Source organism: Stenotrophomonas sp. S41 (assembly GCF_016624625.1).
GTDB lineage: Bacteria > Pseudomonadota > Gammaproteobacteria > Xanthomonadales > Xanthomonadaceae > Stenotrophomonas.
Genome location: NZ_JACVTV010000026.1, coordinates 13,960 through 27,449, shown reverse-complemented (window position 1 = coordinate 27,449; position 13,490 = coordinate 13,960). Strand labels below are relative to the sequence as shown.

The 13,490-nt window shown below is 67.3% G+C and carries 12 protein-coding genes; all 12 read right to left on the bottom strand.

Features of this window, described 5'->3' with window-relative positions:
- Positions 1-374 precede the first annotated feature (374 nt).
- A complete protein-coding gene (gene bamA / locus IAE56_RS08005) occupies positions 375-2,795 on the bottom strand; it encodes an outer membrane protein assembly factor BamA (RefSeq protein WP_200752154.1) in 2,421 nt (806 codons plus the stop codon).
- A 74-nt stretch (positions 2,796-2,869) separates the two neighbouring features.
- Positions 2,870-4,228 carry an RIP metalloprotease RseP gene (gene rseP / locus IAE56_RS08000; protein WP_200752153.1) on the bottom strand — a complete coding sequence of 453 codons (1,359 nt, stop codon included), beginning with the start codon at positions 4,226-4,228 and terminating at the stop codon, positions 2,870-2,872.
- A gap of 55 nt (positions 4,229-4,283) precedes the next feature.
- Positions 4,284-5,474, bottom strand: a complete 1,191-nt coding sequence (locus tag IAE56_RS07995; protein WP_200752152.1) for a 1-deoxy-D-xylulose-5-phosphate reductoisomerase — start codon at positions 5,472-5,474, stop codon at positions 4,284-4,286.
- 2 nt (positions 5,475-5,476) lie between these two features.
- Positions 5,477-6,313, bottom strand: a complete 837-nt coding sequence (locus IAE56_RS07990; RefSeq protein WP_200752151.1) for a phosphatidate cytidylyltransferase — start codon at positions 6,311-6,313, stop codon at positions 5,477-5,479.
- On the bottom strand, positions 6,310-7,077 hold the full coding sequence (gene uppS / locus IAE56_RS07985; RefSeq protein ID WP_116863044.1) for a polyprenyl diphosphate synthase: 768 nt from the start codon (positions 7,075-7,077) through the stop codon (positions 6,310-6,312). The genes IAE56_RS07990 and uppS overlap by 4 nt, the downstream gene beginning before the upstream one ends.
- A 5-nt stretch (positions 7,078-7,082) precedes the next feature.
- Positions 7,083-7,637: a ribosome recycling factor gene (gene frr, locus IAE56_RS07980; RefSeq protein ID WP_108768305.1), complete on the bottom strand. Its 555-nt coding sequence runs from the start codon at positions 7,635-7,637 to the stop codon at positions 7,083-7,085.
- Between the two features lie 97 nt (positions 7,638-7,734).
- Positions 7,735-8,463, bottom strand: coding sequence for a UMP kinase (gene pyrH, locus IAE56_RS07975; protein ID WP_079221256.1), 729 nt, complete (start codon positions 8,461-8,463; stop codon positions 7,735-7,737).
- A gap of 119 nt (positions 8,464-8,582) precedes the next feature.
- A complete protein-coding gene (locus IAE56_RS07970) occupies positions 8,583-10,121 on the bottom strand; it encodes a GGDEF domain-containing protein (protein ID WP_200752150.1) in 1,539 nt (512 codons plus the stop codon).
- Between the two features lie 296 nt (positions 10,122-10,417).
- Positions 10,418-11,293: a translation elongation factor Ts gene (gene tsf, locus IAE56_RS07965; protein ID WP_108768307.1), complete on the bottom strand. Its 876-nt coding sequence runs from the start codon at positions 11,291-11,293 to the stop codon at positions 10,418-10,420.
- Positions 11,294-11,419: 126 nt separating this feature from the next.
- Positions 11,420-12,226, bottom strand: a complete 807-nt coding sequence (gene rpsB / locus IAE56_RS07960; RefSeq protein ID WP_108768308.1) for a 30S ribosomal protein S2 — start codon at positions 12,224-12,226, stop codon at positions 11,420-11,422.
- Positions 12,227-12,445: 219 nt separating this feature from the next.
- Positions 12,446-13,162, bottom strand: a complete 717-nt coding sequence (locus IAE56_RS07955) for a fimbria/pilus periplasmic chaperone (protein ID WP_200752149.1) — start codon at positions 13,160-13,162, stop codon at positions 12,446-12,448.
- Entirely contained in the window at positions 13,162-13,437 is a 276-nt protein-coding gene (locus IAE56_RS07950) for a hypothetical protein (RefSeq protein WP_200752148.1), read from the bottom strand. Before IAE56_RS07950 ends, IAE56_RS07955 begins: the two co-directional genes overlap by 1 nt.
- Positions 13,438-13,490 lie beyond the last annotated feature (53 nt).

Sequence of the window (13,490 nt, the reverse complement as noted above, 5' to 3'; positions counted from 1 at the left end):
GCCCCTCGTGGCTTGCAGGATAAGGCCCGTGGCAGGGTCGGACGGGTAGGGCCAGCGGGGGACGGCGCAAGTACGTCCATGTAGCCTTGGTCGCCGCATCCATGCGGCTCACACCCCCGCCGGCCCCACCCGTCCGACCCCCGACAGTCTGGCGCGAGTGCCAGCCACGGAAAAACAGAAAAAATCAAAAGCAGTTCGCCCGCCGCGCTCGCGCAGGCACCCGAAAACGAAAACGCCGGGCAGAGCCCGGCGCTTCGTAACCCGTCTGGTGGAGAGCCCCCCTTTGTTAAGGGGGGCGCGCCAACGGCGCGGGGGATAGGTGAAATGCGGGGGCAATTCACCGGAGGTGGCACGGTTCTGAGGAGCTTCGCTCCTTAGAACTGGCCACCGAAGGTGAATTGCAGGCGTTCGATTTCGTCGCCGTCCTTCTTCTTCAGCGGGAACGCGTAGCTGATCGAGATCGGGCCGACCGGGGCACGCCACAGCAGGGCCACACCGGTGGACACGCGCAGTTCGTTGGCCTTGAAGTTGCTGGTGCCGTTGTAGACGTTACCGAAGTCGACGAAGGCCGACACGCGTGCCGACGGGCTGTCGAACAGGCGCGGGAAGTACGCTTCGACCGAACCGACGGTCTTCACCGAGCCACCCAGCGGCTGGCCGTTCGGGTAACCCGAGGTCACCTCGCGCGGGCCCAGGGTGTTGTCTTCGAAGCCGCGCACCGAATTGGTACCACCGGCGTAGAAGTTCTCGTAGAACGGCAGGCCCGAGGCGGTCACCGTCTTCACGTAGTCCGAGGAGCTCGGGTTGCAGTCGGCGGTCTGGGTCGGGTTCGGGTTGGCATCGGTCGGTGCGGTGTAGCACAGGTCGCGGGTGTAATCCTTGCCGTAGCTGTCGCCGTAGCCGATTTCCGCACGGGTGTTGATCACCAGCGAGGGCATGATCGGCCAGTACTTGCTGATCTGGTAGTTCAGCTTGAAGTACTCGACGGTCGAACCCGGCAGGGTGGTTTCCAGGCCGATGCGCTGGTAGGTACCGCGGGTCGGCATGAAGTAGTCGTTGCGCGAGTCGCGGGCCCAGCCCAGTTCGGTGCGCCACGCGTGGAACGTCTTGGTGCCGATGGCGTTGATGTAGTCGATGATCGACTGCGGGGTGGCGTTCTGGTAGGTCGAAATCTGGTTGCTGTCGATGCCGAACATCAGCGAAACGCTGTCGGTCTCGGTCAGCGGCACGCCGAACACCACCTGCGCCGAACCATTGGTGCTGTTGTACTGCGCGGTGTTGAAGTCGGAGTAATCCAGTTCGCGCCAGGACAGGTTGTAGCCCAGCGACACGCCGTCATCGGTGAAGTACGGGTTGGTGTAGCTGAAGCCGTAACGCTGCAGGTAGCTGCTGCGCGAGGCTTCCACCGACACGCGGTTGCCGCCGCCGAGGAAGTTGTTCTGCGACAGCTGCACCGAGGTGGTCATGCCGTAGGACTGCGAGTAGCCCAGACCGAACACGAAGCTGCCCGAGGTGGTTTCCTTGACGTTGTAGACCACGTCGACCTGGTCGTTGCTGCCACTGACCGGCGGGGTTTCGACGTCCACCGACTCGAAGTAGCCCAGGCGCTGCAGGCGGATCTTGGAACGGTCGATCGCGGCCTGCGAGTACCAGCTGTTCTCGAACTGGCGCATTTCGCGACGCATCACTTCGTCGGAGGTGCGGGTGTTGCCCTTGAAGATGATGCGGCGCACCGACACACGCGGGCCGGGGACGACCTGCATGTTCACCGCGACGGTCTGCTCGGCACGGTTGGTGGTCGGGATCGGGTTCACCTTGGCGAACGCGTAGCCGATGTTGGACAGCGAATTGGTGATCGCGTCGGAGCTGAACTCCAGCAGCGCACGCGAGAACGTGTCGCCGGCGCGCTGCACGACCATGCGCTCGACATCTTCCTGCGGCAGGACGGTGTCGCCGCTGACCTTGATCTCGGAGATCTTGTACTGGTTGCCTTCGGTCACGCCGGCCGTCACGAACATGTCGCGCTTGTCCGGGCTGATCGAGACCTGGGTCGAGTCGATGCTGAAGTCGACGTAGCCGCGGTCCAGGTACCAGGAGTTCAGCTTTTCCAGGTCACCGGACAGCTTCTCCTTGGAGTACTGGTCATCGCGGCGGTACCACGACGCCCAGTTGTGCTCCTTGGATTCCCAGGTTTCCAGGATGTCCTCGCTGGCGTACTTCTCGGTACCGACCAGGTTGACGTGCTGGATCTTGGCGGCCTTGCCTTCCTTGATCGCGATGGCGATGTCCACGCGGTTGCGGTCCAGCGGGCTCACCGTCGGGGTGATCTCGACGTTGTACTTGCCACGGTCGTTGTACTGGCGGCGCAGTTCCTGCGTCACGCGGTCCAGGCTCAGGCGGTCGAAGGTGCCGCCCTCGGTCAGGCCGATGTCGGACAGGCCCTTGAGCAGCTGGTCGGACTTGATGTCCTTGTTGCCGGTCACGGTCAGCTTGTTGATCGCCGGGCGTTCCTTGACGGTCACGACCAGGATGTTGCCCTGGCGGTCCAGCTGCACGTCTTCGAAGAAGCCGGTCTTGTAGAGGGCGCGGATGGTCTCGCCGACCTTGCTGTCGGTGACCGTCTCGCCACGTTCCACCGGCAGGTAGGTGAACACCGTACCCGAACTGATGCGCTGCAGGCCGTCGACGCGGATGTCGCTGACAGTGAAGGGCTCGGCTGCCTGGGCCAGGGCGGGAGCGCCGGTGACGGCGGCGAGGGCGAGGGCCAGCAGGCGGCGATTGGGGAGTCGCGTCATGTCACGTCCGGTAGGAAGGTCGATTTCATTGGTACGGGATGCCGGCGCTGTAGACGCCAAAAACGTGGAAAAGTTCATCGCGGGACCAGGCCGAGGATGTCGTTGTAGAACGCCAACCCCATCAGCCCGGCCAGCAACGCAAGGCCGATGTACTGACCTGCGGCGATGGCACGCTCGCTCAGCGGGCTGCCCTTGACCAACTCGATAAGGTAATACAGCAGGTGCCCGCCGTCCAAGATGGGAATCGGCAGCAGGTTGATGATGCACAGGCTCAGCGACAGCAGCGCAAGGAACTGCAGGAACCAATCGAGGCCGCGTTTGGCCGAAACATTGGCCACGCGGGCGATGGTGACCGGGCCGGAAACGTTCTGCAGCGAGGCTTTGCCGGTGACGATGCGGGCCATCATGCCCAGCGAATCGGAGGCCAGTCGGCCGGTTTCGCGCACGGCCACGGTCACCGCATCGAGCGGCCCGTAGCGCATCAGGGTGTCGTAGGCGGGGCTGAACGCGCCGGAGAAGCCCACGCCGATCTGCCAGACCGGCTTGCCCTGGCCGTCCTTGCCCGGGCGCGGGGTCACTTCCAGCGCCAGGCGCTCGCCACCGCGCAGTACTTCGATCATGCCCGGGCCACCACGGCGGCCCAGTTCCTGGATCTGCGCGCTGACCTGGTCGGCGCCTTCGATGCGCTGGCCGTCGATGGCCACGATCAGGTCACCCGGCTGCAGCAGGCCGGCCACGGCCGAATCGGCGGTCAGGCTGTCCACCTGCGCCGGCTGCAGCGATGCCTGCCACTGCAGGCCGGCCAGGCTCGGCACGCGGCGTTCATCGAAGCCGGCCGGCAGCTGCGACAGTGGCAGCGTGCGGTTGCGCACCTGGTCGCTGCTGTCCAGCACTTCCAGGGTCACGTCACGCCGGTCCATCGCCGCCGCGGTCAGGGCCATGCTGGCATCGCCCAGGGTGACCACGTCGCGGTCGTCCACGCGCAGCACGCGGTCGCCGCTGGCCAGGCCGGCGCTGGCGGCGATGCCGGTGGTGCGGCCGATGGTGGCCGAATAATCCTGCTTGCCGATCACGAACATCGCCCACAGCAGCACGATGCACAGCAGCAGGTTGGCGATCGGGCCGGCGGCAACGATCGCGATGCGCTGCCAGACGGTCTTGTGGTTGAAGGCCTGCCCGCGCTCGTGCGGGTGCACCTCGACCTCGCGCTCGTCGAGGAACTTCACATACCCGCCCAGCGGCAGGGCGGCGATGGCGAACTCGGTGCCGTGCTTGTCGCGGCGCGACCACAGCGGGCGGCCGAAGCCGACCGAGAAGCGCAGCACCTTCACCCCACAGAGGCGGCCCACCGCGTAGTGCCCGAACTCGTGGAAGGTGACCAGCAGCCCAAGGCTGACGATCATCCACCAGACCGATCCGATGAAGTCAGTCATGCAGGCTCACGGTGGCGGGCAATGGCAGCGGCGTCATGCGGTATGGGCGTGGCGTTCAGGCGGCGTCGATGGCGTTGAGGGTCAACTGGCGGGCCCGCTGGTCGGCGGACAACAGGCCGTCCAGTGTATCGGCTGCTTCGGTCGGCAGTGTTGAAAGAGCGTTAGCAACCAGTGCGGGAATGCTCAGGAAACCGATCCGGCCCTGAAGAAACGCTGAAACGGCCTCTTCATTGGCCGCGTTCAGCACCGCCGGAGCGGTGCCGCCGGCCTGCATCGCCTGCCAGGCCAGGGCCAGGCAGGGGAAGGCCTCGGTGTCCGGGGCTTCGAAATCGAGCCGGCCCTGGGCCAGCAGGTCCAGCCCGGAGACGCCCGATTCGATGCGCTGCGGCCAGCCGAGGCCCACGGCCAGGGTGGTGCGCATGTCCGGAAGGCCCAGCTGGGCCAGGGTCGAGCCGTCGACGAACTCGACCAGCGAATGGACCAGGCTCTGCGGGTGGACCAGCACCTCGATGCGCTCGCCGGGCACCTTGAACAGGTGGTGCGCCTCGATCACTTCGAGGCCTTTGTTCATCAACGTCGCCGAATCGACCGAGATCTTCGGGCCCATGGACCACTTCGGGTGGGCAACGGCCTGGGCCGGGGTCACCTGTTCCAGTTCGGCGCGGCTGCGGCCACGGAACGGGCCGCCCGAGGCGGTCAGCAGGATCCGGCGCACGCCGGCCCCGTCCAGGCTGGCATCACGCGAGCGCAGGCACTGGAAGATCGCGCTGTGCTCGCTGTCGATCGGGATGATCTCGGCGCCGGCACGCTCGGCGGTGCGGGTCAGCAGTTCGCCGGCCAGCACCAGCGATTCCTTGTTGGCCAGCAGGATGCGCTTGCCGGCGGCGGCGGCGGCCAGGGTCGAGGACAGCCCGGCGGCGCCGACGATGGCGGCCACCACGGTGTCGCAGGCATCGCTGGCGGCCAGCTGGTCCAGGGCGGCGGCGCCGGCGTGGGCCTCGGTGGCCAGACCTGCGTCGCGCAGGCCGTCGCGCAGCTCGGTGTACAGGCTTTCGTCGGCGATGACCGCATGCGCGGGCCGGTGCTGGCGGCACAGGACCAGCAGCGCCTGCACCTGGCGGCCGGCGGCGAGCACGGTGGCCTGGTAGCGCTGCGGGTGGCGGGCGATCACGTCCAGCGTGGAGGCGCCAATCGAGCCGGTGGCGCCGAATACGGCGACCCGGCGCAGGTCTGCAACAGCATCCATGGTCAGAATCCGAAGATTTCCTTGCCCAGCGCAAACACCGGCAGGGCAGCCAGCACGCCGTCGACGCGGTCCAGCACGCCGCCGTGGCCGGGAATGAGGTGACCCGAATCCTTGGCGCCGGCATGGCGCTTGATCAGGCTTTCGTACAGGTCGCCCAGCACCGAAGCGAACACGGCCACCACCGAGGTGACCAGCAGGCCCGGCAGGTGCGCGACGTCCACGCCGGCGAGCAGGCCCAGGCCCGTGGCCACGGCAACGCCGGCCAGCAGGCCGCCGAACAGGCCTTCCCAGGTCTTGTTGGGGCTGATGCGCGGGGCCAGCTTGTGCCTGCCGAAGTGGCGGCCGGCGAAATAGGCGCCCGAATCGGCGGCCCACACCAGCGCCAGCGCGGCCAGCAGCCACAGGTGGCCGTTGTGGCCCGGCGGATCGCCGCCGGCATGGATCAGCACCAGCGAGGCCCAGGCCGGGACGATGGCGAGGGTGCCGGCCAGCAGCTTGAGAATGCGGGCGGGACTGCCCGGCTGCGCGCCGAAGGTGAAGAAGCGCAGCCAGACCAGGGCCGCCAGCCACCAGGCCACGCCCACCAGGGTCGCCAGCTGGAACAGCACCAGCGAACTGCCATCGGCCCAGACCATCAGCACCATCAGCAGCAGGTTCAGTACCAGCAGCACGGTACGGGCGAGGGTGTCTTCGATGCCGGCCAGCTTCAGCCATTCCCACAGGCCGATCAGGAACACGGCGGCGGCGGCGGCAGCCAGCCACTGGGTTGGCAGCAGCAGGATCGCGGCAATGGCCACCGGCGCCATGATCAGCGCGGCGAGAACTCGGGTCTTGGTCATGGGCTGGGCGTCTCGGTGGCCAGGGCGGCGATCTGGGCGCTGGTCAGGCCGAAGCGGCGTTCACGGCTGGCGTAGGCGTCCAGCGCCTGCTGCAGCTGCCCGGAATCAAAGTCCGGCCACAGTGCCTCGGTGAACCACAGTTCGGTATACGCCAGCTGCCACAGCAGGAAGTTGCTGATGCGGGTATCGCCACCGGTGCGGATGAACAGGTCCGGCGGCGGCAGGTCGGCCAGGGCGACCTGGCGGCCCAGCAGCGATTCGTCGATCTGCTCGGGCAGCAGCCGGCCGGCAGCCACTTCCGCGGCCAGCGCACGGGCGGCGCGGGCGATGTCCTGGCGGCCACCGTAGCTGGCGGCGATCGACAGGGTCAGCGTGGTGTTGTCGGCGGTGCGCTGTTCGGCCAGTTGCATGCGACTGACCAGCCCGGCGCCGAAGCGCTCGCGCTCGCCGATGAAACGCACGCGCACGCCACGGCGATGCAGCTCGTCCACTTCACGGTCGAGGGCGCCGAGGAACAGCTTCATCAGCGCATCGACTTCTTCCTGCGGGCGGCCCCAGTTCTCGCTGGAGAACGCGAACAGGGTCAGCGCCGGAATGCCCAGTTCAAGGCAACGGTCGATGGTACGGTTGACCGCGCGCGCGCCGGCACGGTGGCCGATCACGCGCGGGCGGCGGCGCTGCTGTGCCCAGCGCCCGTTGCCATCCATGATGATGGCGACGTGGCGGGGCAGGGCGGCCGGCAACGGAGGCGGGACTGAAGGCATCGACTTCAGACCGACAACAGTTCCTTTTCCTTGTCGGCGACGACCTTGTCGACGTCCTTGATGCTGCTGTCAGTCAGCTTCTGGATGTCGTCTTCGCCGCGCTTCTTCTCGTCTTCGCTGATCGCCTTGTCCTTGACCAGCTTGGCCACTTCCTTGTTGGCGTCCTGGCGGATGTTGCGGATGGCGATCTTGGCGCCTTCGCCTTCCTTCTGCACCTGCTTGGCCAGCTCCTTGCGGCGCTCTTCGGTCGGCGGCGGCATGTTGATGCGGATGGCCGCGCCCAGCGTGTTCGGGGTGAACTCGTGGTTGTACAGGCCCTTCTCGATTTCCTTGATCATGCTCTTGTCGAAGGGCGTGACCAGCAGCGAGTGGGCATCGGCGTTGGAGATCGACGCGACCTGGTTCAGCGGGGTGCTGGCGTTGCCGTAGGCATTGACCGTGACGCGGTCCAGCAGGGCGGGAGTGGCACGCCCGGTGCGGATCGAGGTGAGGGTGTGCTTCAGAGCGTCGATGCTCTTGGCCATGCGCGTCTGCGCGTTGTTCTTGATGTCGTTGAGCATCGCCCGGGTCCTGGATGTAACTGGAATCGGGCGATTATAGGCGAATACGGGACGCTGACGGGCCTGGATCGGCCCGCAGCACGCCTGCCGCTCAGGCTCAGGCCGGATCGCGGCCCTGGACCAGGGTGCCGATGTTGGCGCCGCCGAGGATCTTCAGCAGCTCGCCCGGCTGGCCCATGTCGAACACGCGCATCGGCAGGTCGCTGTCACGGGCCAGGGCGAAGGCCGCGGTATCCATGACTTCCAGGCCGCGGCGGATCACTTCGTCGTAGCTCAGGCTGTCGAAGCGGACCGCGTCGCTGTGCTTGTTCGGGTCCTTGTCGTACACGCCATCGACCTTGGTGGCCTTCAGCAGCAGGTCCGCGCCGATCTCGATCGCGCGCAGGGCAGCGCCCGAGTCGGTGGTGAAGAACGGGCTGCCGACGCCGGCGGCGAAGATCACCAGGCGGCCCTTTTCCAGGTGGCGGATGGCGCGGCGGCGGATGTAGTCCTCGCACACGTCGTTGATCTTGATGGCGCTCATCACGCGGGCCTTGGCGCCGAGCTTCTCCAGCGCGTCCTGCATGGCCAGGGCGTTGATGACCGTGGCCAGCATGCCCATCTGGTCGCCGGTGACGCGGTCCATGCCGCCTGCGGCCAGGCCGGCGCCGCGGAAGATGTTGCCGCCGCCGATCACCAGCGCCACTTCGGCGCCCGCCTGCTGGGCCTCGATCACTTCACGGGCCAGGCGGTTGATGATCTTCGGGTCGATGCCGTAGTCCTCATCTCCCATCAGCGCCTCCCCGGACAGTTTCAGAAGGATGCGGCGATAGGCGAGCTTGGACATATGGACCTCGTGAGCGTGGAAATCGCGGGGGATTCTACGCGCATGCGGCGCGCGGCCAAAGCATTTTGTGCACTGCGGCGCAGAAGGCCGCACTGCCCCGTTCAGCCGGGGCAGCGGGTTCAGCCCAGTTCGGCGCCTGCGGTGGCAGACAGCTCATCATGCCCCAGTTCGCCGGGCGAGCGCGCGATGACGCGGTTACGGCCCAGGTTCTTGGAGCGGTACAGCACGTCATCGGCCGCCCGCAGCAGGTCCTGCACGCCGGCAAAGCGCTCGTAACCGCCCTGGGTGGCCACCCCGGCGGAGAAGGTCACGAACAGCGGCCCGCCCTCCAGCTCGACCATCGGGGTGGAGACGATGCTGGCCAGTACGCGGCGGATGACGTCCAGGGCCGTCGCTTCGCTGGTGTTGGGCAGCAGTGCCACGAATTCCTCGCCGCCGAAGCGGGCCACGGTGTCGCTGTTGCGCAGCTGGCCCTGCAGCTTGCTGGCGAACACGCGCAGCACCTCGTCACCGGTCAGGTGGCCGTGGGCATCGTTGATCTTCTTGAAATCGTCCAGGTCGATGAAGGCCACCGACAGCGGCCAGCCATGCCGGCCGGCGCGCTGGAACTCCTGGTCGAGCACGGTTTCCAGCTGGCGGCGGTTGAGCACGCCGGTGAGGGCGTCACGGTGGGCCTGGTCGGCCAGGCGCTTGGCCCGCGCCTCGAATTCGTCGGCGCGGCGGCGCGCCTGCTCGGCATCCTGCATTTCGCGCAGGTTGCGCAGGGTGGTCAGTTCCTGCGCGTGGTCGATCAGCTCGCGCACGCGGGAGGGCGAGCTGAGGCCGGTCTCGAACAGGCTGGCGATGTCCGGCAGCGCGTCGCTGATGCGCGCCAGCACCTGGTCGAAGCGCGCGCTGTCCAGCTGCAGGCGCTCATGGACCTCGTGCAGGGCGCGTTCGCGCGCGCCGTCGGCATCCTCGTCCAGCCAGATGTCGGCGACCGCGCCTGAGAGCTGTACGCAGGCCTGGAACGCGTTGTCGGTGCTGGGCTCGGACTCGCTCACGCGGATGCTGTCCACCAGGTAGCGCGGCAGGCCCCACTGTTCGGCCACCCAGGCGCCGACGTCGGCGTGGGTGCAGCCCAGTTCCTCGCGCTCGCGGGCGAGCAGGTCCAGGTTGCCGCCGGCTTCGCGCAGCAGGGGCAGGTAGCGCTCGGATTCGGCCTGGGCCAGGCACAGCACGCCCATGTCCTGCAGCAGGCCGGCCAGCATCAGCTCTTCCAGCCGGCGCAGGCCGCGGGCCTGGCCCAGCTGGCTGGCGGCCAGGGCGCTGAGGATGCTGCGCTTCCAGGCGCGCTGGCGCAGGTCGTGGTCTGCGCCGCTGCCACCGGTCAGGCCCTGGGTGACGGTGAAGCCCAGCGCCAGGCTGATGGTGGCGTTGAGGCCGAGCATGGTCAGTGCCTGGCCGAGGTTCTCGATGCGGCGCCGGCTGGCATACAGCGGCGAGTTGGCGATGCGCAGCATGCGAGCGCTCAGCGCCATGTCGATGGCGATGATGTCGGCGGCGGTGGCGATGTCCGCTTCCGGGTCCTGGGCCAGTTCGATGATGCGCAGGGCAATACCGGGAGGCGAGGGCAGGTTGCGGCACAGCGCCAGGGCAGCAGTCAGCTCAGGAGGCATGTCGGATCGTTCAATTCCATTAGGACAAGAATACCTAGGGATACATCACAGTCTGCGACTTCTGTTCCTGTTATGCGATTGCGTATTCCCCTGTGTCGAGTATCGGCTTGAATGGCGGATAACGCAAAGATCCCTGTTCTGGATGTGCGCACCAACGGTGCGCACCCACAGGGGGGAGAAGGTGTGCGCACCAGCGGTGCGCACCCACAGGCCAACGGTGCGCACCTGCGGGCATAAAAAAAGAGCCGCGGTTTCCCGCGGCTCCTTCTGGTCGTTTCGCAGCCGGTGGGCTGGAATCAGACCTGCATCGCCTTGGCAACTTCGGCGGCGTAGTCTTCCACCACCTTCTCGATGCCTTCACCGACGACCAGCAGCTGGAAGCCAGCCACGTCGGCGCCGGCGGCCTTGACCACCTGCTCGACGGTGGTGTCGCCCAGCACGTAGGTCTGGCCGTACAGGGTCACTTCGCTGACGATCTTGTTGATCTTGCCGGCGATGATCTTTTCCAGGATGTCGGCCGGCTTGGACTTGTCCTTCTCGGACATCTTGGCCAGTTCGATTTCCTTTTCCTTTTCCACGAACTCGGCCGGCACATCGGCAGCCTTGTTGTGCGGCGGCTTCAGCGCAGCCACGTGCATGGCCAGGCCGCGGGCCAGCTCGACGTCGCCGCCGATCAGGTCAACCAGCACGCCGACCTTGCCGTTGGTGTGGACGTAGGCACCGACGTTGCCGGTGGTGTCGACCTTGACCAGGCGACGGATCTGGATGTTTTCACCCAGCTTCTGGATCGCGGTGGCGCGGGCTTCTTCGACGGTTTCGCCGGAGGCCAGCTTGGCGGTCTTCAGGGCTTCGGCGTCAACGGCGCCCGATGCCAGGGCGGCAGCGGCGACGGAATCGACGAAGTTCTTGAAGTTGACGTCGTTGGCAACGAAGTCGGTTTCCGAGTTGATCTCGACCAGCACGGCCTTGCCGCCGTCCTGGGCCAGGCCCAGACGGCCTTCAGCGGCCACGCGGTCAGCCTTCTTGTCGGCCTTGGCGGCGCCCGACTTGCGCAGGGCTTCAGCAGCGGCGTTGATGTCGCCGCCGGCTTCGGTCAGCGCCTTCTTGCATTCCATCATGCCGGCGCCGGTGCGCTCGCGCAGTTCCTTGACCAGGGAAGCAGTGATTTCCACGGGATTACCTCACGAAAGAAAGGGGTTGGGCCGGCATGGTGGCCGGCCCGTGTGACAGTGTCCGGTCGCCGCGCCATCGGCAGCGGTCAGGACAGGTGGGCGCAGGGCGCCCACCGGGGGCCTGGATCAGGCCTGGGCTTCGCCCTTGTCAGCAGCAGCCTTCTTGGCCGGTGCGCGACGGGCCGGCTTGCCTTCTTCGGCAGCAGCGGCGTCGGCGAACTCTTCTTCACGCACCGAAGCAGCGTGCGGAGCAGCAGCCTTGCCTTCCAGCACGGCGTCGGCAGCGGCGCGGGCGTACAGCTGCACAGCGCGGATGGCGTCGTCGTTGCCCGGGATCGCGTAGTCGACCAGTTCCGGGTTGTAGTTGGTGTCGACCACGGCGATGACCGGGATGCCCAGCTTCTTGGCTTCCTTGATCGCGATGTCTTCGTGGCCGATGTCGATCACGAAGATGGCGTCCGGCAGACGGTTCATGTCCTTGATGCCGCCCAGCGAGGCTTCCAGCTTGTCGCGCTCGCGACGCAGGCCCAGCACTTCGTGCTTGACCAGCTTCTCGAAGGTGCCGTCGGATTCACCGGCTTCCAGTTCCTTCAGGCGGGCAACCGACTGCTTGACGGTACGGAAGTTGGTCAGGGTGCCGCCCAGCCAACGCTGGTTCATGAACGGCATGCCGCAACGCTCGGCTTCTTCACGGATGGTTTCGCGGGCGCTGCGCTTGGTGCCCAGGAACAGGACGGTGCCGCGCTTCTGGGCAACCGACGAGATGAAGTTCATCGCGTCGTTGAACAGCGGGACGGTCTTTTCCAGGTTGATGATGTGGATCTTGCCGCGGGCGCCGAAGATGTACGGAGCCATCTTGGGGTTCCAGTAGCGGGTCTGGTGGCCGAAGTGGACGCCGGCTTCCAGCATCTGACGCATGGTGACCTGGGGCATTGCAATACTCCTGATGGGGAACCGGCGATTCCGCCCGCGGGATAGGTATGCGGGACGCGTGGAAGCGCTGATGGTTCCGGGGTTGGGCTTCCCTGTTGCCTCCGTGGCCGAACTCCTTGCGGAGCACCCCGGCACGGATGGGGGCAACAAGTGTGGATTCGCCGATGACGTACGGCGTGGACGGTGTTCCGCGCACAGGGCGGCAGGACATCCGGCGGATTATAGTCCGGACAGGGCCGCTGGCGCAATGGCAGGGGTGGGCGCGAGGACGGCCTCGCTGCCATCGGCCAGCCGGGCGCGGAACCGGCCGCCGGCATAGCCGCCGTCCCGCGGGGGCAGCAGCCAGCTGCTTCCGCTGCCGGCCAGCACATAGCCGGCCAGCCCAGGCAGCAGGAGATGGTCGTGCCCCTGCGTATCGATGAAGCTCAGGTCAGCCAGCCGTGCGTGCAGGTTGCCGCCATTGTAGAGCCTCAGCCGCGCGGGCTGCCCCGGCCGGGCCTGCAGGGTGGCCTGCAGCGCCAGCGGCCGGGCCGGGGCCTCCGGCTGCAGGAAAACGGGCAGGGAGTGGCGCTCGGCGCGGCCAGGCGGTGCCCCGGCCTGCGGCGCGATCAGCAGCCGGTAGGCGCGCTCGTCCCGGTCCGGTGCCGGGCCCAGCCGCACGATCCGCAGGCGCTGCCGTTGGCCCGGGGCGATGCGCAGCTGCGCCGGGCTCACCGCGAGATCGTCGGCCGGCTGCAGGGTGTCGCCCTGGCCCGGTTGGTCCCAGCGGTAGACCGTGGCATGCCCGGTCCATTCGGTGGTCTCGTCGTTGATCAGCCACAGCGCGTCGTTGCTGTCTCCGGCCGCGAGTTCAACGCCATGCCGGGACAGCTGCAGCGCCTGGGCCGGGGCGGCCAGCAGCACGCACAGCAGCATCAGCAGCGTGACCCGTCCCATCAGTAGGTGATCGTCACAACGCCAGGCACCGCGTCACCTTCCTGCGGTGGTGGACTGAGCGCCTGGATCTGCTCCGCCCGCCCGCCGGCGGAATCGCTGCGCTGGAGCGGCGGCTGTGCCGTGCCCGGTGCATGGATGCGAAGGATTACCGCCACGCCCGCCTGCGCAGGGGCCGGATCGACGCGGGCGGCGTCGGACAGGGCAGCGTCGCTGGCTGCGGCGGCAAACGCGGGCAGGGCGGCACAGGCCAGGCAGATCAGGCGCGGAAGGGACATGGGCGGCACCGGGGCAATGCAGTCGGTATCGGCGCCGCCGCCCAGGTCTGAAG